The 24,950-nt window shown below is 63.8% G+C and carries 22 protein-coding genes, 1 pseudogene and 1 riboswitch; of the genes and pseudogenes, 8 read left to right on the forward strand and 15 right to left on the reverse strand.

Annotated features, from left to right (window positions below):
- The first annotated feature begins 10 nt into the window (after nucleotides 1-10).
- Both FJ430_RS23235 and FJ430_RS23240 read left to right on the forward strand, forming a co-directional pair.
- Nucleotides 11-1,441, forward strand: a complete 1,431-nt coding sequence (locus tag FJ430_RS23235) for a glycosyltransferase family 4 protein (RefSeq protein WP_140704293.1) — start codon at nucleotides 11-13, stop codon at nucleotides 1,439-1,441.
- A 293-nt stretch (nucleotides 1,442-1,734) separates the two neighbouring features.
- Complete coding sequence (locus tag FJ430_RS23240) at nucleotides 1,735-2,289, forward strand: HdeD family acid-resistance protein (RefSeq protein WP_140704295.1); 555 nt, start codon at nucleotides 1,735-1,737, stop codon at nucleotides 2,287-2,289.
- A gap of 7 nt (nucleotides 2,290-2,296) precedes the next feature.
- Here the strand turns inward: FJ430_RS23240 and FJ430_RS23245 are convergent, their stop codons facing one another.
- The 4 genes from FJ430_RS23245 to FJ430_RS23260 all read right to left on the reverse strand — a co-directional run bounded on the left by FJ430_RS23245 (nucleotide 2,297) and on the right by FJ430_RS23260 (nucleotide 5,565).
- Entirely contained in the window at nucleotides 2,297-2,623 is a 327-nt protein-coding gene (locus tag FJ430_RS23245; RefSeq protein ID WP_140641115.1) for a hypothetical protein, read from the reverse strand.
- Between the two features lie 226 nt (nucleotides 2,624-2,849).
- Nucleotides 2,850-3,610, reverse strand: a protein-coding gene (locus FJ430_RS23250) for an IS5 family transposase (RefSeq protein ID WP_226891851.1) whose coding sequence is annotated in 2 segments (ribosomal slippage) — nucleotides 2,850-3,271 and nucleotides 3,271-3,610 — 762 coding nt in all. Because the reading frame shifts where the segments join, the coding sequence is not laid out codon by codon here.
- Between the two features lie 78 nt (nucleotides 3,611-3,688).
- Nucleotides 3,689-4,672, reverse strand: coding sequence for a bifunctional riboflavin kinase/FAD synthetase (locus FJ430_RS23255; RefSeq protein ID WP_140711079.1), 984 nt, complete (start codon nucleotides 4,670-4,672; stop codon nucleotides 3,689-3,691).
- A gap of 32 nt (nucleotides 4,673-4,704) precedes the next feature.
- Nucleotides 4,705-5,565, reverse strand: coding sequence for a TIGR01459 family HAD-type hydrolase (locus FJ430_RS23260; protein ID WP_140711078.1), 861 nt, complete (start codon nucleotides 5,563-5,565; stop codon nucleotides 4,705-4,707).
- A 305-nt stretch (nucleotides 5,566-5,870) separates the two neighbouring features.
- On the opposite strand from FJ430_RS23260, the gene FJ430_RS23265 reads away from it, so the two are divergent.
- The 3 genes from FJ430_RS23265 to FJ430_RS23275 all read left to right on the forward strand — a co-directional run bounded on the left by FJ430_RS23265 (nucleotide 5,871) and on the right by FJ430_RS23275 (nucleotide 10,834).
- Complete coding sequence (locus FJ430_RS23265; RefSeq protein ID WP_140711077.1) at nucleotides 5,871-7,841, forward strand: TadE/TadG family type IV pilus assembly protein; 1,971 nt, start codon at nucleotides 5,871-5,873, stop codon at nucleotides 7,839-7,841.
- A 298-nt stretch (nucleotides 7,842-8,139) separates the two neighbouring features.
- On the forward strand, nucleotides 8,140-10,113 hold the full coding sequence (locus FJ430_RS23270; protein WP_140711076.1) for a pilus assembly protein: 1,974 nt from the start codon (nucleotides 8,140-8,142) through the stop codon (nucleotides 10,111-10,113).
- 88 nt (nucleotides 10,114-10,201) lie between these two features.
- Nucleotides 10,202-10,834 (forward strand): LysE family translocator, encoded by a 633-nt coding sequence (locus tag FJ430_RS23275; RefSeq protein WP_140656967.1) that lies wholly within the window; start codon nucleotides 10,202-10,204, stop codon nucleotides 10,832-10,834.
- Between the two features lie 25 nt (nucleotides 10,835-10,859).
- On the opposite strand, the gene FJ430_RS23280 is transcribed toward FJ430_RS23275, so the two are convergent.
- Nucleotides 10,860-11,684: a DUF2189 domain-containing protein gene (locus tag FJ430_RS23280; RefSeq protein WP_140656965.1), complete on the reverse strand. Its 825-nt coding sequence runs from the start codon at nucleotides 11,682-11,684 to the stop codon at nucleotides 10,860-10,862.
- Nucleotides 11,685-11,907: 223 nt separating this feature from the next.
- Between FJ430_RS23280 and FJ430_RS23285 the strand changes: the two genes are divergently transcribed.
- Nucleotides 11,908-12,414, forward strand: a complete 507-nt coding sequence (locus FJ430_RS23285; protein ID WP_140711075.1) for a CAP domain-containing protein — start codon at nucleotides 11,908-11,910, stop codon at nucleotides 12,412-12,414.
- A 27-nt stretch (nucleotides 12,415-12,441) separates the two neighbouring features.
- On the opposite strand, the gene FJ430_RS23290 is transcribed toward FJ430_RS23285, so the two are convergent.
- The 3 genes from FJ430_RS23290 to FJ430_RS23300 form a co-directional block, all read right to left on the reverse strand.
- Complete coding sequence (locus FJ430_RS23290) at nucleotides 12,442-13,974, reverse strand: DHA2 family efflux MFS transporter permease subunit (protein ID WP_140711074.1); 1,533 nt, start codon at nucleotides 13,972-13,974, stop codon at nucleotides 12,442-12,444.
- 411 nt (nucleotides 13,975-14,385) lie between these two features.
- Nucleotides 14,386-15,588 carry an HlyD family secretion protein gene (locus FJ430_RS23295; RefSeq protein WP_140711073.1) on the reverse strand — a complete coding sequence of 401 codons (1,203 nt, stop codon included), beginning with the start codon at nucleotides 15,586-15,588 and terminating at the stop codon, nucleotides 14,386-14,388.
- Entirely contained in the window at nucleotides 15,585-16,064 is a 480-nt protein-coding gene (locus FJ430_RS23300) for a MarR family winged helix-turn-helix transcriptional regulator (RefSeq protein WP_140641096.1), read from the reverse strand. The genes FJ430_RS23295 and FJ430_RS23300 overlap by 4 nt, the downstream gene beginning before the upstream one ends.
- Nucleotides 16,065-16,187: 123 nt before the next feature.
- Here FJ430_RS23300 and FJ430_RS23305 point away from each other — a divergent pair.
- Nucleotides 16,188-16,374: pseudogene (locus tag FJ430_RS23305) on the forward strand (phosphatidate cytidylyltransferase); the annotation flags it as partial.
- A 7-nt stretch (nucleotides 16,375-16,381) separates the two neighbouring features.
- On the opposite strand, the gene FJ430_RS23310 reads toward FJ430_RS23305, so the two are convergent.
- From FJ430_RS23310 to FJ430_RS23325, 4 genes are all read right to left on the reverse strand, one after another.
- Entirely contained in the window at nucleotides 16,382-17,368 is a 987-nt protein-coding gene (locus tag FJ430_RS23310; protein WP_140711081.1) for a FecCD family ABC transporter permease, read from the reverse strand.
- A 383-nt stretch (nucleotides 17,369-17,751) separates the two neighbouring features.
- On the reverse strand, nucleotides 17,752-18,699 hold the full coding sequence (locus FJ430_RS23315; protein ID WP_140711072.1) for an ABC transporter substrate-binding protein: 948 nt from the start codon (nucleotides 18,697-18,699) through the stop codon (nucleotides 17,752-17,754).
- A gap of 32 nt (nucleotides 18,700-18,731) precedes the next feature.
- A complete protein-coding gene (locus FJ430_RS23320; protein ID WP_140711071.1) occupies nucleotides 18,732-19,520 on the reverse strand; it encodes an ABC transporter ATP-binding protein in 789 nt (262 codons plus the stop codon).
- Entirely contained in the window at nucleotides 19,517-19,849 is a 333-nt protein-coding gene (locus FJ430_RS23325) for a DUF1636 family protein (RefSeq protein ID WP_246674319.1), read from the reverse strand. The genes FJ430_RS23320 and FJ430_RS23325 overlap by 4 nt, the downstream gene beginning before the upstream one ends.
- A 246-nt stretch (nucleotides 19,850-20,095) precedes the next feature.
- Nucleotides 20,096-20,302, reverse strand: a riboswitch (cobalamin riboswitch).
- A 233-nt stretch (nucleotides 20,303-20,535) separates the two neighbouring features.
- On the opposite strand from FJ430_RS23325, the gene FJ430_RS23330 reads away from it, so the two are divergent.
- Nucleotides 20,536-21,369 carry an AraC family transcriptional regulator gene (locus FJ430_RS23330; protein ID WP_140711069.1) on the forward strand — a complete coding sequence of 278 codons (834 nt, stop codon included), beginning with the start codon at nucleotides 20,536-20,538 and terminating at the stop codon, nucleotides 21,367-21,369.
- A 36-nt stretch (nucleotides 21,370-21,405) separates the two neighbouring features.
- Here FJ430_RS23330 and FJ430_RS23335 read toward each other — a convergent pair whose 3' ends face one another.
- From FJ430_RS23335 to FJ430_RS23345, 3 genes are all read right to left on the reverse strand, one after another.
- Nucleotides 21,406-22,341, reverse strand: coding sequence for a bifunctional helix-turn-helix transcriptional regulator/GNAT family N-acetyltransferase (locus FJ430_RS23335; RefSeq protein ID WP_140711068.1), 936 nt, complete (start codon nucleotides 22,339-22,341; stop codon nucleotides 21,406-21,408).
- Nucleotides 22,342-22,505: 164 nt separating this feature from the next.
- A complete protein-coding gene (locus FJ430_RS23340; protein WP_140711067.1) occupies nucleotides 22,506-23,642 on the reverse strand; it encodes an alanine racemase in 1,137 nt (378 codons plus the stop codon).
- On the reverse strand, nucleotides 23,639-24,940 hold the full coding sequence (locus tag FJ430_RS23345) for a D-arabinono-1,4-lactone oxidase (protein ID WP_140711066.1): 1,302 nt from the start codon (nucleotides 24,938-24,940) through the stop codon (nucleotides 23,639-23,641). Before FJ430_RS23345 ends, FJ430_RS23340 begins: the two co-directional genes overlap by 4 nt.
- Between the last annotated feature and the right edge of the window lie 10 nt (nucleotides 24,941-24,950).

Genomic DNA, 24,950 nt, shown 5'->3' on the forward strand with positions numbered 1-24,950 from the left:
TGCGGCCCGCATGATGCGTCTCGTCGTCGATCTCTCGAGCATGGTGCGTTGGCTCGGCCCTCCGGTCGGCCTGGTCCGCGTGCAACGCCACTACGCGGCCGCGGCGGCCGCATTCAAGGCTTCCGATGTGGCGTTCACCGTGTTCGACCCGATCGAGCGGGTCCTTAGACAGGTTTCGCCTGGTATGGCAGCGGAAATCATCGCCGGCGACATTTCATGCGACATGAGCTTTTACCCGGACCCGGCCCGCATCAAGATAAGGTTCTACGATCGCTGGCCGAAATGGGCGCGGCGGTTGCTGATGACGATCATAAGACCGCGCCGGATGCTGATAACGGAAATTGGCGCGTTCGGCCGGCGCCATCCCGGCAGCCCTTTTCTTCGTTTCCTCGAGCGGATCGAAAACCGGCTGATGAAGGAAACCGAGCAGCGGCAGGTCGCTCGCGAGGACCGTTCACGCGCTCGTATCGTCCCGCTCAGGACTGTGGCCGGCGACAAATACGATCTTTCGCCCGGCGACCATCTGCTGTTGATGAACAACGACTGGGCGCATACCGATATCGAGGTCATTTCGCGCGAGGCGCGCTTGGCCGGCGCAAAGCTGATCGTGCTCTTGAACGACATCATTCCGATCCAGTTTCCCGATTGGTACAAGCCGCACGACGTCAAGAGATTCACCGACTACGTGAACCTGGCGGTCGGGCTGGCAGACCGCTTCATCCTAACGTCGAGGCGCGTCACCACTGACGTCGAGGACTATGCCGCCAAGCTCGGCGTCCATCTGCCGGAGCTGAAACAAGTCCCTCTCGGCTGCGACAGCGCCCGCGAATCGAAGGCGGACAGCCGCATGCCGGACGGGATCGAGACGGATCGCTATATCCTGTTCGTTTCCACCATCGAGCCACGCAAGAACCATTCGCTGCTCATGGATGTCTGGAGGCGCATCGTCCTGGACGGAACGGTCGCGCGCAGCGGCATGAAGCTGGTTTTCGTCGGCCGCAGCGGCTGGATGGTCGACGGGATCCTGGCGAAGCTTCACAGCCATCCCGACTACGGCAAGAGTCTTGTCCATCTCGACAACGTCGACGACGCAACGTTGTCCCGCCTTTACCGCAACAGTGCGTTCTGCGTGTATCCGTCGCTCTATGAAGGATATGGGCTGCCGCCCGTCGAGGCGCTGGCCTATGGGAAGGCGCTGATCGCCTCCACGGGCGGAGCCATCGCCGAAGTTGTCGGCTCGTCGGGACTCTGCCTTGATCCGCTCGACGTCGAAGGATGGGAAAGCGCCATGCGGGAGTGGATCACCTCGCCCGCGGCCCGTGCTCCATACGAAGCGAAGGCCAGAGAATTCGTGGCGCGAGGCTGGGAGCAGGCCGGCCGGGAGACACTGGAGGCGACGCTTGCGCCGTTCCCGGACGAAGTCCGGCCGTCGCGACAATAGCCGCCTTTATGGTTGCCGGGATACGCGGCTTGCCTGTCCGGTATTCCGGAACCGGCTCAGGGTTTCGTCGACGATGTAGCGGCCGAGCTCACCCCCGGGCTTGAAGGAAAGCGCATGCTCTCGCGCCGCCCGCCCGGTGGCTATCAAATCGTCGCGATTCTCGATCGTGGTAGGAAGGTCATGGAACAGCCGGCCGCCCGCGGGCTGGGCCCGTGTTGCTGGACGGACAATGCCGTTGGGTTTAGCTTCCTTTCGCCGCACGACCGGTGGTGAATTTCGAGGGAGATGAAACCATGACTCTGCCAAGCGACGCTCTCAAGGACGTGATCGGCCAGACGCGGGACAAATGGGGATGGTTCGTGGCGCTCGGCGTGTTGCTGCTGATCTTCGGCGGCATCGCCTTCGGCAATCTGTTCATCGCCACCGTCGCCTCGGTCTATGTCGTCGGCTGGCTGATGCTGATGGCAGGTGTCATCGAGATCATCCACGCCTTCGGAGTCAAGACCTGGGGACGTTTCTTCTACTGGCTGCTGAGCGGCCTGCTCTACGCCGTCGCCGGCTTCTTCGCCTTCGACAACCCGTTGCTCGCCTCGGCGCTGCTGACGCTGCTGTTGGCCATCGCGCTCGTCGCTTCGGGGCTTCTGCGGTCCTGGGTGGCCTTCAATCACCGGCCGCAGCAAGGCTGGGGATGGCTGCTCGCGGCCGGCATCATCACCATTCTGCTCGGCCTGATGATCGCCATGGGCTGGCCGGTGAACAGCCTTTGGGTGCTTGGCATCTTCCTGGCGATCGACCTGGTCTTCCAGGGATGGAGCTTCATCGCCATCGGCCTGGCGCTGAAGCGGTAGGCTTCCGTCAGTCGGCGTTGAGAAGCGTGACTGCGGCAAGTGCCAGCGCAATGCCGAGATATTGGGCTTTCGAAACGTCCTCCTTGAAGACGACCGCGCCGACCAGGACTGCGCCGGCCACCACAATCGTATTGACCAGCGCGCCGGTAACGGCAAGATTCAGTCGCGTGTTGATGAAGGCAAACATGAAGTAGGATACCGGCGACAGCAGCATGACGATGGCCAGGCTGCGGCCGCTGCCGGTCTTGCCCCAATGCGCGCTAAGTCCGTCGCAGAGGATGAACAGCGCTGCGCAGGGCAGGACAACGGCCCACACCATTAGGTCTATCTTCATTAGCGCTTTCTGCGCAATCAAGCGCCCGCGGTCGGTGAAATGCTTCACCCATGCGAGTCAGCCTTTGATCGAGCGGCAGACTGAAGACGATCCGAGCAATTCCAGGAAAAGTGTGTAGTGGTTGGGCCCGGCGACTTCGCCGTGGCCGTCCGGAATTGCGTCAAAACAAGGAGATAGGGCGTTTCGCCGTTTCCGTGAAACGCACTAGGCGGTGGTGACGATTTAACTATTTGAGCCAGATGGCGATAGCGGCGAGTTTGACGAAGCCCATGAAGTTGGCGAGCAGTTTGTCGTATCGGGTTGCGACGCGCCTGAACTGCTTGAGCTTGCTGAAGAAGTGTTCGATTCGATTTCGCTCCTTGTAGAGATCACGGTCGTAGGGTCGCTGGACCTTGCGGTTGCGCTTGGGCGGGATGACGACCTCGGCGCCCCCTTGCGCGATGCTATCGGCGAGGTGATCGGCGTCGTATCCCTTGTCGGCGATGGTGGCATGGGCGTCGATACCGTTGATCAGGTCGTGGGCAAAGGCGATGTCGTTACGCTGGCCGGGCGTGCCGATCAGGCGCAGGGGAAGGCCGAGCGCCTCGGTAGCCGCGTGGATTTTGGTGCTTAGGCCGCCGCGAGACCGGCCCAGGCCCTGGGCATCCGCCCCCCTTTGACCTTGCGTGCCCCGGCGGCGTGCTGGTGCGCCCGCACGATCGTTGAGTCGATCATCAGCCATTCGAGATCAGCTTCGCGGGCGAGTGCGGCCAGCATGTCGTCCAGCACGCCCATCTCGATCCAGCGATAGTAGCGGCGCTTCACCGACCGGTAATCCCCGAGCCGCTCCGGCAGGTCGCGCCAGCGCCCGCCTGACCGCGCCATCCACAACAACGCGTCGAGGAATTTCCGGTTGTCGGCACGCGGGCCACGCTTGCCCTTTCTGCCGCCCGGAACAAAGCCCTTGATCCGGTCCCACTGGTCGTCCCGAAGCGCGTCGCAGTTCATCACTGATCCCCAAAAATCAGCGTTGAATCTGATTTGCCGGCCCGTGGGAATCCCAATTCCTTAAATCGTCACTACGGCCTAGAACGCGATCTCGGCGTCCAGTTGCGAGAGCGGGCGCACGCCCGCCAGCAGCGCCCTCGCCTCGGCCTCGTCCTTTTTCATCTGTGCCACCAGCGCATCAAGGCCGTCGAATTTGAGCTCCGGCCGCAGGAAGCCGAAGAACGACACCTGGCAGGTCTGGCCATAGAGATCGCCGGAAAAATCGAAGACGTAGGTTTCGAGCAGCGGCGCGCCATTGTCGTCGACGGTGGGACGCCGGCCGAAGCTGGCGACGCCATCATGGAGCGTGCCGTCGGCGCGACGGAAGCGGACGGCATAAATCCCTTCCTTCAAGGCCGCTTCCGGCGAAAGCCGCATATTGGCGGTCGGGAAGCCGAGGGTGCGGCCAAGCTGCTGGCCGCCGATCACCTCGGCTTCGACGGTGAAACGGTAGCCGAGCAGGCCGGCGGCCTCCTCCACCTTGCCTTCGGCGAGCAGTCCCCGGATGCGACTCGATGAAACCACCTCCGCGCCCTCATCGCGGAAGGCATCGACCAGCGTCACGCCGAAGCCATGCCGTTCTCCGGCAGCCATCAGAAAGGCCGGGCCACCCTGGCGGTCCTTGCCGAAATGAAAGTCGAAACCGGTGATGGCGTGGCGGATGCCGAGGTTCTTCTCCAGCACATCGGTCACGAAAGCCTCGGGCGATAGCGAGGCGAACTCGCGCGTGAACGGCTGCTCGACCAAGGCGGCAAAGCCAAGCCCGGCAAGCAGCCGCGCCTTCATCGGTGGCGGCGTCAGCACGAAGAGCGGCACCTGTGGCCGGAAGATCTTGCGCGGATGCGGCTCGAAAGTGAGCACCAAAGCGGGCACGCCGCTGCGGCGGGCTTCGGTCAGCGCGCGCTCCAGGACGGACTGATGGCCGCGGTGGACACCGTCGAAATTACCGATCGCTACGACGCCGCCGCGCAGATGCGCGGGCAGTGGCGCGACCGCGGAAAGACGTTCGAAAGCTTGCTTCATATCGAGGCGTCCGTCATGGCCAGACCACCAACCTATTGCAGACGCGGAATGACGGCGACCGGCCGGTAGCCGTGCTTTTCGAGAAAGCCCGCCAGCCTTTCGGGGTCGGGGCGGAGCGGATCGCCATAGTCGCGAGCGTGGATGCCGCCCGAGACATAGAGCACGTCGAAGCCGTTGTCGGCCGCGCCCTTGACATCCGTCATCATGCCGTCGCCGATGGCGAGAACCTCGCCGCGCTCGACGGCGCGGCCAAGAAGGCCGGCGACCTCCTTCATGGCGACATCGTAGATCGGCGCGAAGGGCTTGCCGGCGATCAGCGTGCGCCCGCCCAACTGCGCGTAATCCCGCGCGAGCGCGCCGGCGCACCAGATGGTGCGCTCGCCGCGCTCCACCAGGATATCCGGATTGGCGCAAATGAACGGCAGATTGCGGGCACGCTGCCGCTGCAGCAGTTCGGCATAGTCGGCGGGCTTCTCGACCTCGTCGTCATAGAGGCCCGTGCAGACAATACCCGAGGCCTCGAATTCCTCGACCAGATCGACATCGAGCCCGTCATAGAGCGTGAAATCGCGCTCGGGGCCGATATGAAAGATCTTCCTCGGGCCATCGGCGATCAGGTCGCGGGTCACGTCGCCGGACGTGACGACCCGGTCGCAGGCATCGCCAGGGACGCCGATCACCTTCATCTGGGCGACGACGTCGGCGCTGCGACGCGGCGAATTGGTGATGAGCACGACAGGCACATCGGCCGCGCGCGCCCTTGCAAGTGCGGCGGCAGCGGCCGGAAAATGCCATTCGCCGTTGTGCACGACGCCCCATACGTCGCACAGTATGGCGGCGTAGCGCCCCGCCAGATCGTCGAGCGAAGCGATGATGTCAGGCGAATCCGCCATGCCGTGTCCCTGATTTCGATCATGAACCGCGTCGCGCTGAAGGCCGCCGCGGTCCGCCCCGCATAGCCGAAGCGCCTCATCCTGTCACCAGCTTTCCCGACCTGCCCTTCCGTCAAGCGCGGACGGGGCAACAGGTATCCGCCATGGGCGGACCGCCGGTTGCACAGGGTTAACGCGCAGTCAAAGAGGCGCCGCGTTCTTGACAGTTTCGCGAAAGCTGAAATTTAACGATTTATGACCATAGTACCAAACCAACTGCGACCATGGTCGTACTCCAACATGGATCTTTGGCGGGGGTAAGCACAATGATCCGCGATTTTTTTCACGACAGGCGGGGAAACTACGCCTTGATGACGGCCATCACGATGATACCACTGATGGGCGGCGTCGCGGTTGCCATAGACTATACCGAACTGGTCAGGCAGAAGCAGGAAACATTGAACGCGCTCGACGCCGCGGGCATCGCGACGGCACAGCAGATCGTCACGGGGGCCAGCGACGACGCAGTAAAGGCCTTTGCCAAGCAATTCTTCGAAGCCAATCTTGCGCATGTCACTGCGGCGAACACGGCGTTGACGGTTACCTTGCCCAACAACAATTCCGGCGGCGGCACGCTGATCCTCCAGGCTTCACTCAAGTACAAGCCTTATTTCCTGCCAGCGGCCATTATGATGCTCAATGGCGGTACCGCTGGAGAAACCAACATAAATGTGACGGCCAGATCGGAAGTCCGTCTCAAGAACACGCTCGAAGTAGCGTTGGTGCTCGACAATTCCGGCTCGATGAGCACGAACGGTTCAGGCACTGGCCAGAAACGCATCGACCTCCTAAAGCAGGCAGCGAAACAGTTGGTCAGCACGCTGGCGCAGCAGGCGCAGCAGATGAAACAGATCTCGAAGCCGGTGCAGTTCTCGCTGGTCCCGTTCTCGGCCTCCGTCAATGTCGGCCCGACGCATGACCAGGATACGTGGATGGATCTGAACGGCGTCTCGCCGATCCACCATGAAGATTTCGACTGGTCTACAATGACGTCCGCCAACGACGCCAACAAGTACGCGCAGAAGGTCGGCGGCATATGGTACAAACGCGGCGACGGCTGGGGAGACACCAAGGATCAGCCACTCACCCGCTTCAGCCTCTATTCCGACATGACCGTCGAGTCTGACCGCGAAACGGTGCAGCCTCCGAAGCAGTATGTCTGCGATGTCACCAAGAAAGACGGCACCTGCAGTAAAGGCCATTGGGTCACGCCGTCCCCGACATACGTCTACACCACCAGCCGCTATGCGAGCTGGCAGGGCTGCGTGGAGGCCAGGCCATACCCATACAACGACGACGATACGACGCCGGACAGCGCTAATCCGGCCACGCTATTCGTGCCGATGTTCGCCCCCGACGAGGCCGGCACGCTTTGGCGCGATTTCAATCGCGACGGCAACAACGACGTAAGCAGCGTCAGCTACGGCTACAGCAACAACTGGTGGGCGGACTGGCCCTATTCATCCAACCCGACAGCGTCGCAACGTCAGTCCGACATGCGCAAGTACTTCCTGGTCAAGCCATATGGTTCGGCCTCCGCGAGCGCTGGCGACGGTCCGAATGCGGCTTGCACCACCAGCCCGATTACGCCGCTCAAGGATGTCAGCGTGGCGGCTGAGAAACAGGAACTTGATGACGCCATCGACGATATGGCGCCGACCGGCAACACCAACGTGCCCGAAGGCATGGCCTGGGGCTGGCGCACCGTGTCCAGCAACGTGCCGTTCACCGAAGGCCGGTTGAACAGCGAGAAAGGCAACGACAAGGTGGTCATTGTTCTGACCGACGGCGCCAACACCTACAGCGCCATCGGCGACGCCAGTTATGCCAACAATCGATCCACCTACGCAGCTTACGGATATACCGGGCTGACCTACCCCGGTTCAGGCAGCGTGACACGCATGTTCATGAACACGAGTAGCGCGGTGCCGAAGACCACCTACACCGACAGCAACTATACCGCCGCGCTCGACGAGAACATGCAGACGCTTTGCTCCAATGCCAAAGCTGCCGGGGTCATCGTGATGACCGTCTCGCTCGATCTGGTTGACACCAAGACCGACGAAAAGAAGGCCATGGCTGCCCTCAAGGCCTGCGCATCGGATTCGCGCTTCCGCAAGGATCCGACCGACCCGACCAAGCCGGCGAAGCTGTTCTGGAACTCGACCGGCGCCACGCTGTCGGACGACTTCAAGGCGATCGGCAACGAGCTGTCGAACCTGCGCATCGTCAGCTGAGCCGCACCGCAAACGATCGAGGACGCCCGCCGCTAGAGCATTTCACCGTTTCACGGAAACGGCGAAATGCTCTAGCCTTTTGTTTCAACGCAATTCCGGGCGGAAAACCGCTGTGCACTTTTCCTGGAATTGCTCTAGGCGGGCGTTTCATCGTGGGCCATACCATGGCAACTGGTTTGGTTAGCGGTAAGTGAAGTCGCCGTTAAGCAATCGAGCGGTTTGCCAAACCGGTCCTTCAGCGTTTTGTGGAAGTGTGGCCCGACAGAGAATCCGCCGGCGGGGGGCCGCTCAAGAAAAAATGCGCAAATTCTGGCATCAATTCTGCCGTGACCGCCGCGGCAACTATGCGCTCATGACAGCGATCGCCATGGTGCCATTGATGGGCGCAGTAGCCATGGGTGTCGATTTCGGCGAGCTCAACCGCGAAAAGCAGATGGTGCTGAACGCGCTCGACGCTGCCAATTTCGCCGCCGCGGTGCGGCTTTCGCAAGGAGCCACCGACGATCAGATCAGGGCCTACGCGGCCGGCTTCTTCAATTCCAACCTCAATGGTATCGAGCCCGGCAACCTTTCGCTCGATGTCACCCTGCCAAATAACCAGACCGGCGGCGGCCTGATGAAGCTTTGCGCGACGCTCACCTATCATCCGTATTTCTATCCGGCCGCGGCCTTGCTCAATGGCGCATCCGACGGCGACGCGCATAAGCCGATCCAGCTCGAGATGTGCTCCCAGGTGCGGTTGAAGAACACGCTGGAAGTGGCGATGGTGCTCGACAATTCGGGCTCCATGACAACGCCTGGCACAGGCACGGGACAGAAGCGCATCGACCTGCTCAAGCAGGCCGCCAAGCAGCTTGTCGACACGCTGGCGCAGCAGGCATCGCAGATCAAGCAGATCGACAAGCCGGTCCAGTTCAGCCTCGTGCCGTTCGCGGCATCGGTCAATGTTGGGCCCGACAACGACAACGCCCCGTGGATGGACGTCTATGGGCTGTCGCCGATAGCGAATGAGAATTTCGACTGGTCGACGCTGAACGCGCCCGACAGATACGCCCAGAAGATCAGCGGCATATGGTACAAGAAAGGCACCGGCTGGGGGGAAACCGAAAACCAGGTGTTGAGCCGCTTCTCGCTCTATCGCGACATGCAGGTGGTGACCAGCCATGAGCGCATCGTCGGCAGCAAACGCGTCGTGTGCGACCAGTACCGCTCCGACAACACCTGCAAGCGCAGCCACAACGAATATGACTACAACGACACCTATGGCCCGTTCGCCAGTTGGCAGGGTTGCGTGGAAGTGCGCCCCTATCCCTACAATGTCGACGACACGCCGGCCTCGGGCGGGCCCAACAACACCGGCATCGGCGTCGGCGATCCGGCGACGATGTTCGTGCCGATGTTCGCGCCCGACGAGCCAGGCAACCAGTGGAAGGTGACCCAGGATCCGGACGAGCCGAACCCGGTCACCTACGGCGCCGCCAACAGCTGGTGGAACGACGATCCGACGAGCACCACCGGCAAGACGCGCCAATCCAACATGGCCAAGTATTTCATGCCTCGGCCGATCGATGCGCCGGTGCTGTCGAAAGGTGCCGGCCCGAATTACAGCTGCACCACCACGCCGATCACGCCGCTCACCGACGTCACCAATGCGGACGGGCTTGCGGCCATCAAGGCGGCGATCGACCTGATGCAACCCAACGGCAACACCAATGTACCCGAAGGCACGGCCTGGGGCTGGCGCACCGTATCGAGCGCCGAACCCTTTACCGAAGGCCGTCCGGAATCCGAGCGCGGCAACGACAAGGTCGTCATCGTTCTCACCGACGGCGAGAACACCTATTCGACGGTCAATTCCGACCCGGCCGGCAACAAGTCGACCTATGCCGCCTACGGCTATACCGGCGTCGGCTATAACGGCACCTCGGTCACCCGCCTGTTCGGCGGCACGTCGACCGCCATCGGCCAGTTCAACTACTCGTCGAGCAACTACACCGCGGCGATGAACGAGCAGATGGCGAAGCTGTGCGACAACGCCAAGGCGGCCAAGATCATGGTGATGACGGTGGCGCTCGACATGTCGTCGACCAGTTCAAGCGACCAGAAGGCGATGGCCGCGCTGAAGGCCTGCTCTTCCGATTCCCGCTTCCGCAAGGATCCGACCGACCCCAGCAAACCGGCCAAGCTGTTCTGGAACGCGACCGGCGCAACGCTCTCCGACAACTTCAAGGAGATTGCCAACGAGTTGTCGAACCTGCGCGTGGTCGGATAAGGCGCACTGGCGCAACGGGTACCAGCCGCCAACCCCTTGCGAGTTCCCGCGAAGCGGCGCACATCTCGGGCACTTTCCGGAGCCATCGATGCCCGACGCCGCCAACCATCTCACTTTCGCGCTGATCTGCCTCGGCATGGTGCTCACGCCGGGGCCGAACATGATCTACCTGATCTCGCGCTCGCTGTCGCAAGGGCCGAAAGCCGGGCTGATCTCGCTCGGCGGCGTGGCGCTGGGCTTCCTGTTCTACGTGGTGTCGGCGGCCTTCGGCATCACCGCGCTCATCTTCGCCGTGCCTTATGCCTACGACGCGCTTCGCTTCGCCGGCGCGCTCTATCTGTTGTGGCTCGCCTGGCAGGCGCTGAAGCCCGGCGGGCGCTCGCCCTTTCAGGTCCGCGAGTTGCCCAGAGACAGGCCGCGCAAGCTTTTCGTGATGGGGCTGATGACCAATCTGCTCAATCCGAAGGTGGCGGTGCTCTATCTGTCGTTGCTGCCGCAGTTCATCAATCCGGCCAAGGGCCATGTCCTGTCGCAGCTTCTGGTGCTCGGCGTGACGCAGATTTCGATCAGCCTCACCGTCAACGCCATCATCGCCGTGACGGCCGGCTCCATCGCGAATTTCCTCGCCGGACGGCCGTTCTGGCTGGTCGTGCAGCGCTGGATGATGGGCACCGTGCTGACGGCGCTGGCCCTGAAGATGGCGACCGAGGCGCAAAGATAGCCGTCGCCTCCAAGAACGCAGCCGTCTACATCGGCCGGCGTACAGGCCGGATCTGTTCCGGCTCGACCACCTTGCGGTAGAGATGCCAGGTCGCGTGGCCGAGGATCGGCATGACGACGGCAAGCCCGGCAAACAGCGGGATCGAGCCGACCACCAGCAGCACGGCGACCGTAAGCCCCCAAAGCGCCATCGTCAGAGGATTGGCCATGACGGCGCGGGCCGAGGTTTCGATCGCCGAGACGGCGCCGACATCGCGGTCGAGCAACAGCGGAAAGGCAATGACGGTGGTGGCCAAAACGACGACGGCGAAAACGAAACCGACGGCGTTGCCGACGAGGATCAGCGTCCAGCCCTTGCCGGTCGTCAGCACGTCGCGCACAAAGGCGCCGACCGAGGCGGGCGGCTCGGCGCCGAACAGGCCGGTATAGAGCGACTGCGCGGCGAACAGCCACAAAAGGAACAGCGCGAAGAGCAGGATACCGATGACCGCGATCGAGGGCAGCGCCGGCGAATGGCGCACGTCGAGCGCATGATGCCAGCGGCTGCTCATGCCAAGCTCGCGCCGGCGGCTGATCTCATAGAGGCCGATGGCCGCGAAGGGCCCGATCAGCGCGAAGCCCGACATCAGCGGATAGACGAGCTGAATGGCGTTGGAGCCGGAGCTCCACCGCGTCAGGATCAGGCCGACGATCGGATAGATCAGGCACAGGAACACATAGTGCGACGGCTTGGCCCAGAAATCCTCGGCGCCGAGCTTCAGCGCATCCCAGAGGTCCGAGGTGGAGATGTGGCGCACCGTGGGCTGCACATGCATCCCGCGCGCGTCCGTCATGACATGAAAACCGGCCATAACCGTCCTCCCTTTGTCAGAGCATGAGCCCGAAAACCAGGAGGTTCTCGCCAAGCAATCATGCGCCAGATCAGCGCGGGTCGGTCACCGCCTGCGGTGGCCGCCCGTGGCTGCCACTTCAAGAACGACCGCATCATAATCGATCTTCCGGGAAAAGTCGCCGCCTCATGCGATTTTCATCGCCTGCCCGGCAAAAGCCACGATCGCCGGTATCAGAGGCCGGATGAGCATCGCCATCACAGCCCTCCCCGACCCGAACCGCCGTTTTCTGCTCAAGGCCGCCGGCCTTGCGGCGCTTGTCGGCATCGCCGCCTGCAGCACCGTCACGGTGCCGACTGGCGAAGGCGCCGGCGTCTCTTCGTCCGCCACGGCGACACTGGCCGGTCTTCGCGCCTCGGCAGGGCTGCCGGCGCTGGCCCCTGACACGCAGCTCGAACAGGCGGCATTGCAGCAGGCCGGCTATATGGCCTCGCGCGAGCGCATGAGCCACACCACCGGCTGGGGCAAGGATTTCGCCTCGCGCATGAAGGACAATGGCGTGCATGGCGCCGCAGCCGAAAACATCGCCGAGGGCCGTTTCGACCTTGAGAAGCTGTTCGACATCTGGATGCATTCGGCCGGACACCGCCGCAACATGCTCGATACCGACTTCAGCCGTTTCGGGTTGGCTTACGTGCGCGACGGCCGAGATCCGGCGCTGCGCTATTGGGCGTTGGTGCTGGGCCGTTGAAGCGGCCGGCTTAGATCAGCGACTTTATCAATCCATATGCGCCGCTGGCGCCCCGCCTACGGGCGCGGCCCTGGGCTTGCGCAGCAGAACGACGAATGGAATCGCGGCCAGCGTCATCACCATCAGGATCTTGAAGTCGTTGATGTAGGAAATCATCATCGCCTGGGCATTCACCGCACGGTCGACCTGCGAAAGCGCTGCGGGATCGCCGGCGGCCGCCGCCGGAGACGCGGCCCACAGGTTCGGGTTGTACGGGTTGATGAAGGCCGAAAGCTCGGTGTGGTTGATCTGAGTGTTGCGCACCATCAGCGCCGCCACCACCGATACGCCGATGGACGAGCCCAGATTGCGCACCAGGCTGAACAGCGAGGTGGCGTCGGTGCGGTAGCGCGCGTCGAGCGTGGCGAAGGCGACCGTCGACAGCGGCACGAACACCATGCCCATGCCGAGACCCTGGACGACGCCCGAAGAGATGATCAGCCAATTGTCCATCTGCGGCGTGAAGCTCGCCATCGTATAGAGCGACTGCGCGGTGAGCAGGAAGCCGATGGCGACGAGGATTCTGGCATCGATCCTGTGCATGATGCGGCCGACGACCAGCATCGAAATCATCGTGCCGATGCCGCGCGGACCCAACACGACGCCGATGGTCACGGTCGGGTAGCCGAAGATGTTTGCCAGCATCGGCGGCAACAGCGACATCGAGGCCAGGATCAGCACACCCATGACGAAGATGAAGCCCAGCCCGGTCACGAAATTGCGGTCGAGGAAGATTTTTGGATCGATGAAGGGATGCTCTGATGTCACCGTGTGGATGATGAACACCCAGAAGCCGGTGAGCGACAGAGCGAGCTCGATCCAGATCTCGGCGGAGTTGAACCAATCGACCTCGCCGCCGCGGTCGAGCAGAAGCTGCAGCGCGCCGACGCCGATCGACAGCATGGCGAAGCCGAAGAAGTCGAAGCCGCGCACGCGCTTGGCGATGACGGGCAGGTAGGCGGCCATGCCGAGGAAGGCGAGGATGCCGACCGGCAGGTTGATGAAGAACACCCAGCGCCAGTTGAAGTTTTCCGTCAGCCAGCCGCCGAGCGTCGGCCCCAGGATCGGCCCAAGCATGATGCCGGCGCCCCAGATCGCCATCGCCTGGCCATGGCGCTCCTTCGGGTTGATGTCGAGCAGGAAGGTCTGCGACAGCGGCACGATGGCCGCGCCGAACACGCCCTGCAACAGCCGGAAGAGCACCATCGTCTCGAGACTCCAGGCAAGGCCGCAGAGCATGGAGAAGATGGTGAAGCCGACAACGGAGGCGAGGAACAGCTCCTTGCGGCCAAGCCGGTCGGCAAGCCAGCCGGTGACCGGCGTCATGATTGCCGCGGCCACGATATAGGAGGTCAGCACCCAGTTGATGTTGTCGGGCGACGCGCCGAGGTCGCCGGTCATGGTCGGCAGCGCGACATTGGCGATCGTGGTGTCGAGCGCCTGCATGATCGTCGCCAGCATCAGCGCGACCGTGATCAGTCCGCGATGCGGCACTTCCTTGAAGGCTTCGGGCGTGCTCATGATGCTGAACTTCCAGCAGGTAACAAAAACGTGTACACTAGAGCATGATGCCGAAAAGTGTGAAGCGGTTTTCGGGCGACATCATGCTCTATCTCTTTGATTTAGAGGCGGATTCAGATTTCAGGCCGAACAGACCTGAAATCATCCGGCTCTAGGTTTCCGGGCGGCAAAGCCTTCCGTTGAGAGACGTTCATCGCGGTGGGACGCGACTATCGATGTGGGGGTTACATCGACCGAAAGTCTCTGTTGGAGCGGATGCCTGCCGCCCGGAAACCTGAGGACCGACGGGGCCGCGACGAGGCCCCAGCTTTCGGACCAGCCGCCATGCGGCTTGCCTCGCTGATCCTTGTCACTCGTCCCATCAGACCAATCCCCTCGATGCCCGCCGCGTCGCGACGGACCTCGCTGTCGTTACTGCGCGTGCTCCCCTGCCGCGGCGTGGCCGAAGATCGACGGCAGGCCGCGCGCCACGCCGGTGTCGACGCTGACGGTGGCGCTCATGCCGGTGCGCAGCGCCATCTTGGCATCGGGATCGGTCAGTTCCAGGCGTACGGGAATGCGCTGCGTGACCTTGACCCAGTTGCCGGTGGCGTTTTGCGCGGGCAGCAGCGAGAACTCCGCGCCCGTGCCGGCGCCGATCGCCTTGACGATCGCCTCGAAGGTGCGGCCCGGATAAGTGTCGACGACGATCTCGGCCTTCTGGCCCGGCTTCATGTTGGTGAGCTGGGTCTCCTTGAAATTGGCGTCGATCCAGGTGTCGCCGGTCTCGACCAGTGCGAACAGCGGCGTGCCGACGGAGACATACTGGCCGACCTTGAAGGAGGCGGCCTGGTAGATGACGCCGTCGGCCGGCGCCTTCACGGTTGTCTGCGCCAGATCGTAGGCGGCCTTGTCGCGCGCGGCCAAGGCCGCCATCACGGTCGGATGCTTGTCGGTCTCGATATCCGGATTGCCGCCGAGAGCCGCCTTGGCGCTGACGATGCCCTGCTGCGCGACAGCCAACTGCTGCTTGGCCTTGTCGAGGTCGTTGCGGGCCTGGTCGAGCGAGGACTTGGCGTTGATGCCCTTCTGCGCGAGATCGGCGGCGCGGCCATATTGCGACTGCGCATAGTCGACTTCGCTGGAGGCGGACCTTTCCTGCGCCGTCGCCTGGCTGTAAGCGGCGCGCAACTGCTCGACATTGAGGCGCGCGGCGGCGACCGCCGCATCGGCCTGGGCGAGCGCGATCCTGTAAGGCTCGGGATCGATGACGAAGAGGAGGTCGCCCTGCTTGACCAGCTGGTTATCGGCGATACCGACCTGGACGATACGACCGGCCGTGTCGGAAGCGACCGAAATCCTGGCCTGCTGCAGATTGGCGTTCTCGGTTTCCTGATAGCGGCCGCCCGTTACCCAGACATACGCGCCGCCAACGAGCAGGGCCAGCGGCAAGGCGACCATCAACAGGAAGCGGCCGAGACGGCGCTTCTTCTTCGGCGCGGCCGGAGCCGGCTGCGGCGCAGGCGCCACCGCGACCGGAGCGGCAGCCGGCTGCGCGGGGGCCTCGGCGACCGGCTGCGCCGACGCACTCAGTTTCGTGACGTTGTCGTCTTCCCGCTTGGCTACCGCGCTCATGCCGCCGCCCCTTCCCTGCTCTTTATCTTTTCGAGGGACGATGCCTCGCCATCCGTCAGGTTCTGCACGATCGTGTCCAACACCCGGATCAGGATGCGCCGCTCTTGGGGCGAAACACCGGTCAACGACTCCTCGTAGACCTCGCCGGCAAGGCTTTTGACATCGGCGTAAGCGGCGCTCGCCTTCTCGGTCGGGAAGATCATGCGCACGCGCCGGTCGGTGGCATCCTGGCGGCGCTCGATCCAGCCGCCCTCCTCCATGCGATCGACGAGGCGCGAGACGCTGATCGGCTCGATTTCGAGCAACTCAGCCAGCCGCGCCTGGGTGATGCCTTCTTCCTTGGCAACGCGCACCATCAGCCGCCATTGCGCCGAGGAAAGACCCAACCCACTGGCACGCACCTCGAAACGCTTGCGCATCAGGCGCTGCACGTCGTGGATCAAAAATCCCAATCTGTCGATACCATCTGAAACCATGAGCGATACATATAATAAGCGTGCTTACTATTCAAGTGGATGCTTTGTGCCAGATAGCCGGCAAATCGAGATATCAGGCTCCCGATGCGTCGATGGTTAGTGTCCGGTGAAGATAGCTCCGACGCCTTCGTCGCCTGCACGATGGGATTTCTCGGCGGACTCGCCGCCTCGGCGATCAAGCGCGACCAGGGCGTCAAGGACCGGGGCCACCTGATCGAAGGTTCATGGCGGCATGCTCGACCGCACCGACAGCCTGGTCTTCGCTGCGCCGATCTTCTTCCACATCGTGCGCTATTTCTGGACGGTCTAATTACCGATCAGAGCCGGTTACGCATCAGCAAGGTGACGACGAAGAACGCGCCGAGCGAGCTGGTGATGATGCCGATCGGCAGTTCCTGCGGCGGCAAGAGCGTGCGGGCCAGCAAATCGCTGGCCAACAGCAGGATGGCGCCGAACAGCGCGCAGGCGATGATCAGGTTGCGATGCAAGGGGCCGGAGAGCGGCCGGCTGAGATGAGGGATCATCAGGCCGACGAAGCCGATGACGCCGGCCACGGCGACGAGAATGGCGGTCGCCAGGGCGGCGACGAGGAATGTCGCGCGGCGCATCCTCGCCACCGGCACGCCAAGGCTCTCGGCGGCGCTTTCGCCGGCGAGGAAAGCATCGAAGCGGCGGTGGTTCCACAGGCCATAGATGAGGATGATGCCGGCGCCCAAGGCGGCAAGGCCGATATTGTCCCAGCGCGCCAGGCCGAGCCCGCCCATGGTCCAGAACAACACCGAATGGGCGGCGCGCTGGTCGCCGGCGAACACGAGATAGTTGGTCAAGGCAGTGAACAGAAATGAGACGGCGAGGCCGGCCAGGATCAGCCGCTCGGGCCCCTGCCCCTTCACCCGCGACACCAGCAGAAGCACGATCGCCGCCGCCAGCACGCCGCCGGTGAAGGCGGCAAGCGGCAGCGTCCAGACGCCGAACGTGTCGCCGAATACGGTGATGACGGAGACCGCGCCCGCCGCCGCGCCCGAGGAGAGGCCAAACAGGAACGGATCGGCGAGGTCGTTGCGAGTGACCGTCTGTAGCAGCGCGCCGACCGCGCCAAGGCCGGCGCCGACGGCGATCGCCAGCAACGTGCGCGGCAGCCTCAGGTCGACGACGATGCTACCGACCGGGGCGGATGGGCTCTGGCTGCCCAGTCCGGCCGCATGCATCAGCGCGCCGACGACCTGGCGCAGAGGTATCAGCGTCGAGCCATAGGCGATCGAAAGCAGCCCGAGCGCGACCAGCAGCGTCGCGCCAAGCATCATGGCCAAAGCGAACGATCGGCGGCGCAGATTCACGGCGTGGGACCTGCCGCCGCGATACCGGCGTTCGGGATTAGCCGAGGCATCCGCGACTTCGTCGATGCCGCAAGGGGCCGTCCACCCATCATTCCGGGGCGAAGCAGGCGCGAAGCTCCGTCGCGTAGATGCCGTGACCTGGCACGAGAAGTGCCACGGTGCGGAATTCTGAGCAGCGGCAACGCCTCGGCGTCACGGAATGGATCCTTGGGTCTGCGCCGCCTCGCTTCGCTCCTTGCTCCGCCCGTGGATGACGAAGTCGCGAGTGTTTTGGCCAATCTCCAAAGCGGTCGATTCACAGGCACACGATCCGTCAATGAAGCCATCCCCACCCCTTCAGAACCCCAGACCTAAAACGCTTCCGGATACATGGCCCTGGCGATCTTGCCGATCGCCTCGATATTGGCGGGTCCGGGCGTCAGCTCGGCGTAGCGCAGCGCGACGAAGCGCTCGTTCCTGACAGCGTCGGTCTCCTTCATGGCCGGATGGACTTTAAGGAAATCGAACAGCTTCCTGTAGCCGCCGCCATCTTGGTAATCGAGCAGGATAAGGAACTGCGGATTGCGCGAGGCGACCGTCTCCCAGTCGGTGTTGCCCCAGTTCGTCTCCATGTCGGCCATGATGTTCTCGCCGCCGGCGGCTGCGATCATGGCGTTGGGAATGGCGAACTTGCCGGCGGTGAAGGGCTTGTCCTCGCCGGAATCGTAGAGGAACACGCGCGTGCCCTTGCGGTCGCCGACCTTGGCGGTGATATCGGCAAGCTCGGCCTTCCAGCCGGCGACCAGCTTTTCGGCCTCCGTCTCCTTGCCGAAGATCTTGCCGAGCTTCTCGACATCGCCATAGAGCAAGTCCATCGAGGCGGCGGGCCGGTTCTTGTCGAGATGGACGCAGCTTTCGGTCAGCACCAGCGTCTTGATGCCGTGCGGGGCGAGCGTGTCGGGCGTGACCTCGCCGCCCGGTTTCATGCCGTAGTACCAGCCGGCGAAGAAGAAATCCGGCTGCACGGCGACGAGGCTTTCCAGCGTCGGATATTTTGGCGCCAGCTCCGGGATGGGGCCCTGCTCGGCCTTGAACTCGGGGCCGACCTTGTACCAGCCGGTGATGCCGGTAAGCCCGACGATCGACGGCTGCAGCTTCAGCGCGAAGGCCATCTCGGCCATGTTGAGGTCCTGGATGACGGCGCGTTTTGGCGGTGCATCGAAGGTGAGCGGCTTGCCGCAGCTGTCGACGGTGACCGGGAAGGCGAAGGCGGCCGAGGCGAGAAGCGAGAAGGCAAACGACAAAGCGAGGCGTTTCACGGGGTGGTGCTCCTTGTTTGGGTTGGGCAGGCTCAGGATGACGAGGAAGCGCGCGTGGGCAGCTCGAAGACGGTGAGCTCGCGGTCCTCGGTCGGGTGCCGCAGGCGCAGCACGTCGATGCCGAAAACCTCGCGGATATGCGGCTGCGCCAGCGCCTCGCGGGGCGGCGCCAGCGCGTGCAGCCGGGCGTTGCTCATCACCGCGACGTTGGTGGCGAAGGGCGCCACCAAGGCGAGATCGTGCAGCACGGCGACCACGGTCATGCTGAATTCGGCCACCAGTTCGAGCAGTTCTGCGCGGGCGCGCGGGTCAAGGTGGTTGGTCGGCTCGTCGAGGAACAGGATCTTCGGCTCTTGCGCGATGGCACGGGCGAGCTGTGCGCGCTGGCGCTCGCCGCCGGAGAGCGAGCCGATGCTGCGCGCGAGCAGTGGCAAGAGCCCCGTCCGGCGCAGTGCTTCGACGACGATGTCGCGGTCGTCGTGCCGGCGCCTCAGGCCGGCATGCGGGACGCGGCCAAGCTCGACATAGTCGATGAGCGCCAGCCGTGGATCCGGCTGGTCCGTCTGGCCGACGACGGCGATGCTGAGCGCCCGCTCGGCGGCGGTGATCCTATCCAGCCGGCGCCCGGCCAGGCGAACCTCGCCGTGGCTCGGCGACAACGCCCCGCACAACATTCGCAGCAGAGTCGTCTTGCCGGCGCCGTTCGGGCCGATAATGGCGAGGCGCTCACCCGCCGCCAGCGACAGGCTGACATCCTCGACCAGCGTCCGGCCGTTTGCCGTGGCGCCCAGATCGCGGGCTTCAAGCAGGGGCGCGCTCACCGGACTTGCTCCCTGGCCTTACCCGCGGCGGGGATGCGCGCCAGTATCTTGCCGGCGAGCCTTGCCGGGCGCTGGCCGGAATTGCACCAGCCGTCGGGCAGCGAGGCATAGAGCCTGGCAAATTCCACCAGCGCGCCGGCGTCGGTGCCCCTGTCGATGGAACCGAAGAGATAGGTGGCTTTGCCTTGCGCCTTGAAGGCCACGGTGAGCGGCCGCGCGCAACCCGCCATGCAGTCGATGGTCTCGACGGCAAAGGAAGGCGCCGGCTGCAAGGAAAGCCTGGAACGCAGGTCGGCGCACAAACCCTCGCCGGACCTCAGTCCGGTCACGGTATCGCGACACAGAGAACAGACGATGATGCGATGGCTCGAGCGTTTCACCGTTTCACGGAAACGGCGAACCGCTCTATCTCTTTGTTTTGACGCAATTCCAGACGGAAAACCGCTACACACTTTTCCTGGAATTGCTCTCGAGGCGTCCAACATTTCCGTCACTTTCCAAAATGGCGACGGAAGGATGCTGGACGAGCCGGCCGACAAGACCGGCGCCCGCGTCTCCTCCCGGCACACCCCGTCCGGTCAACTCATGTCGATGGCAGGTCTCCTGGCTCGCGGGTCGTTGCGCCATCCGCCTTCCCAGCCTTGCCGGCCAGTGGCGTTTCGGATGGAGCTCGCCGCTCACAGTTGCGGGGGCAGCCACGGGTTCAATCCAGACCGGATCTCACCGTGTTCCCTTTTCACCCCTCGCCTTGCGGCTCGGGGACCATGGCGCAGCCATCGTAGGTTGTCCGCGTGCGAGTCGCAACGGCTTCTGTCCGCCCATGGCGCGAAAGACATGGCGGGATCCTCGTGTCGGTGCCGCAAGTCGCTTGCTTCGTTTTGATATGTAATAACATTACCAAATAGAATACGCTGCCTTGGCTTGTCAACGTCATTCGACTTCGCTTGAAGCGCAATTTCGATCAAACTGGCCGCCGGTGCGGGGACTAGTGTCGCCCCGCCAGATGCGAGGAAACATGAACCCGACCGAGAAAGCGCTGTGGTTTGTCGAAAGCCATCTGCCGGACGCGATCAGCCTCGACGAAATAGCGGCAAGCAGCGGCGTGTCGCGCTTCCATGTGACGCGCGCCTTCGGCGCCGCCACGGGACGATCGGTCATGGGTTATATGCGAGCGCGCCGCTTGAGCGAAGCGGCGCGCAAGCTGGCCGGCGGCGCGCCCGATATTCTTTTGGTCGCGCTCGATGCCGGCTACGGCTCGCATGAGGCTTTCACGCGGGCCTTTCGCGAGGCGTTCGGCACCACGCCGGAATTGGTGCGCGCGCAAGGCTCGACCCAAAACCTCGACCTCGTGGAGCCCATTCTGATGGACAGTTCGCTTCTCACCACTCTCGAGCCGCCGCGCTTCGAGACCAGCCGCCCCTTCCTCATCGCCGGTCTCGGCGAGCGCTACAGCTGCGAGACCAGCGCCGGCATTCCAATGCAATGGCAGCGCTTCGCACCCTATATCGGCAACATTCCAGGCGAAGTGCCTGGCGTCTTCTACGGCGTGTGCACGAATGGCGACGATGCCGGCAATTTCGACTATGTCGTCGGGGTCGAGGTGACGGATTTCTCCGATCTGCCGAAGGATTTCTATCGCGTGCGGGTGCCGGCGCGGAAATACGCGGTGTTCTCGCATCGCGAGCACATCTCGGCCATCCGCCGGACCATCAACACGATCTGGAACAGCTGGCTGCCGCCATCCGGCCACGAAATCGCCGACGCGCCGGAATTCGAGCGCTATGGACCCGAATTCGACGCGCGCACCGGCAATGGCGGGTTGGAGATCTGGTTGCCGGTGAAGGGGTGAGCGCCTTCCCTTCACCTTGTGGGAGAAGGCAAAGAGCTAAAGTTCCAGATCCCACGTCTGCCCGACAAGGTCCTTGCCGAACGAATGGTGGCGTTCCTCGTCGACCAGCTTGAAACCCACTGCTTGATAGATGCGGCGGGCCGCGCCCAGTATGTCATTGGTCCATAAGGTCAGCGTCTTGTAGCCCTTGGCGCGCGCGAAGGCGATGCTTTCGTCGACCAGGCGCGCACCGATGCCAAGGCCGCGCGCCGATGGCTCGACATAGAGCAGCCTGAGCTTCGCCACCTCCGGCGACTTGCGCACGACGAAGACGGAACCGACAACCTCGCCCGCGCGCTCGGCGATCCAGGCACGCTCCCACTTCGGATCGAACTTCTTGACGAATTCGCCAAGGATTTCGGCGACCAGCGCCTCGAAGGTCCCGTCCCAACCATACTCCTGCGTGTAGAGCATGCCCTGGCGGCGCGTGATCCAACCGATGTCGCCAACCTGCAGCGGCCGCAGGATGTAGGCTTCCTTCGGTTCGGGTTTGTCGCCGAGCAGCTCCTGTACGGTACGCATGGCCTTGACCAGCCGCTCCTGGTCGACAGGCGCCAGGCGATCGAGCAGCGCCCGCACCTGGTCGTGCGAATCCTGGTTGAGCGGCGCGAAGGCCTGCCTGCCCGCGGGCGTCAGCGCGATCGAGGCGCGGCGCGCATCCGCCTCGGTGGCTTCGCGCTCGACCAGGCCGCGCTCCTCGAATTTCTTGAGAAGACGGCTGACATAGCCGGGGTCGAGGCCAAGCTCGCGGATCAGGTCGCTGGCGACGAGCCCGTCGCGATGCGCAAGCTCATAGAGCACCCGCGCCTCGGTCAGCGAGAACGGGCTCCTCAACAGGCCCTCGTCGAGCAGGCCGATCTGGCGGGTGTAGAATCGGTTGAAGGACCGGACCGTGTCGATGCGCTCCTTGCCGGGGCGGTCGTGGATCGTCATGGGGATTTCCTCCTGTCTTGGACAGGATCAATCATTTAGTTGACTGAGTCAACGAATAGGTCCCGCCTTCGTCATTCTAGGGCGGAGCGACGCGAAGCGGAGCGCAGACCCTAGAATGACGACCTCACGGTCACCAGTGCTAATAGCGAGCGCCGAAGCGTCCCTCACCCCATCGGCAGCACCGGCCAGAACTCCACGATGCGCCCGGCCGAAAACACCCCGATCGCCCCGAAATGCTGCAGGACCGCCTCGCTCTGTGTCGGCCGCAGCAAGGCGTAGTCGCCGGGCTTCACGTCCGCGCCCGCGGGCAGCCCCATGAACTGCTGGTTGGAGGACAGACCGATCAAGCCGTTCGGCCTCATGCCTTCGGGAAACACCGGTTCGGCCATCCACTTGCCGCCGTAGAGATAGCAGCCCTTGCGCGGGAAGAGGCCGAGCGCCCGCAACGTGCGCGACACCGCCGGTGGACCGGGCAGCATCGGATCGAGCGCCTTGAGGATCGGCGTCACGATAAATGCCGCCGGCTGGAAGCCTCCCAGGCCGGGCGTGTCGAAATCCTTGGGCAGCACGAAAGCCGAGCCGATCGACACTTCGTTAGCGACGCCCGAGCCGTGCAGTAGCGCTGTCTTCGAGCCGCCGATGTTGAGGATGCGGCGCTGGTCCGGGTCGAGGGCGCCGGCGAACTCGGCGGCCTTGGCAGAGGCCCGCTTCAGCGCCTTGGCCGCACCGCCAAACAGGCCAGGTATCTCCGGCGCATGCGCCTCATAGGCCATGATGCCTTCGCAGCGCAGACCTTTTGGAATCGTGAGCGCGTTAATCTCGGCAGGACTGGAAAAACCGCCGCGATGCAGGCCGACGTCCACCTCGAAAGCGAAGCGCAATTCGGTGTCGAGCGCGGCAGCGAGCGCGCCATATTCCGCCAGCCGCTCCTGCGTATCGATCAGCCAGCAGACGCGCGACCACCAGCCGGCGCCGCCTCTCGTCAGCGCGGCCCGGGCGGCGCGCACCGGCATCGGCTTGCCATAGAGCAGGTCGCCCTCGGGAAAAGCGTCGAGCACGGCCTGCGTCACCGGCGGATGGAAGGTCATGAAGCGGTTGGTTTCGAGTGCTCGCGCGATGTGCGAGAGCAGCGGCATGCAAGGCAGCGACTTGTCGACCAGTCGCACCGCCAAGCCCGGCGCCAGCCTCTCCTTCACCAGCGCGATGTTGCCGTCCAGCCGGTCGCGGTCGAGCACCAGGCAGGGCCGGAAAATCTCGGCGGCCCGCAATGCGTCGGACAGGGCAGTGAAATAGGCGCTCATCGTCGGATGCCAAAAGGGCTGGGTTCGATGCCGAACAGGCCGGCCATGTAGGGCGACACGAAACGGTTTTTGGGGTCGATGTCGCGGCGTACCGCCATGGCATCATCCCAGCGCGGATAGAGTTTCCTGAAGTCCGCCGCCTTCAGGCCGTGCATCTTTCCCCAATGCGGCCTGCCGCCATACTTGCGGAAGATCGGCTCGGCGGCGCGCATGAAGGGCAGCGGGTCGTTCGCCGCATCGTGGTGGATGGCGATCGAGCAGGTCAGCCGTTTGTAGAAAGGCGAAAGCCAGAATTCGTCGGGCGCCACCGAACGCACCTCCATCGGGAAATAGACTTCCGGGAAGTGCTTCTCCGTCAGCGCGATGATCTCGGCCAACGCCTTGGGACCTTCCTCGTAAGGCAGGTGGTACTCCATCTCGTTGAATTTGGTGCGACGGTCGCTGGCGTAGACGTTGAGCCAGTCCTGCACATAGTCCTCGGAGGGCATTTTCTTCACCGCGCCCCTGATCAGCGCGCGGCGCAGCAACGGCAGCCAGCGCAAAGTGGTGCGCAGCTTGCGCAGCGTCGCCAGCCCTTCCTCGTCGTCCTCGGTCGGCCGCAGCGTCGGCGGCGCGTCACTGAGATCGCTGGCAATGAACTGCACATAGTCGGCGAAGGGGATGTAATAGAACTCGGCCGAGCGATGCGCGGCCATCATCGTTTCGAAATCGCGCAGCATGTCGCCGACCGGCAGGACCCATTTGCGGCGGCGCAGCCGATAGGTAGCGATGTTGTTCATCGTCACTTCGGTCAGCACGCCGAAGCTGCCCAGCGCGACGCCGGTGGCGTGGATCATGTCAAGGTCGTCTGCCCGGCTGTATTCGCGCAGCTTGCCTTGCCCATCCACCAGCTGCAGCGCCTCGAGCTGCGTGTGATAGGCGCCGAGCGAGGAGCCCGAGCCGTGCGTTGCCGTGCCCAGCGCGCCGCCGATCGCCTGGCGGTCGATGTCGCCCATGTTGGGCAGGCCCTGGCCGATGTCCTGCAGGATGTGCATCAGGGCGCCGAGCCGCGTGCCCGCCCTCACCCGCGCCCGGTTGGCCGCCGCCTCATGCGAGACCAGCCCTTCGATCTTCTCCAGCGAGACGATGGTGCCGTCCGACTGCACCAGCGGCGTGAAGGAATGGCCGGCGCCGGCCACGCGCAGCGGTCCGGGCGCCGAGCGCACCAGCTCGACCAGTTCCCCGGCATCGGCCGGGGTCGCGATCAATTGAGGGGAAGCCGTGACGAAGCCCGACCAGTTGCTCCAGGCGGCTGCCATCCTAATCCTC

The organism is Mesorhizobium sp. B2-8-5, from assembly GCF_006440675.2.
In the GTDB taxonomy this organism is placed as follows: Bacteria; Pseudomonadota; Alphaproteobacteria; order Rhizobiales; family Rhizobiaceae; genus Mesorhizobium.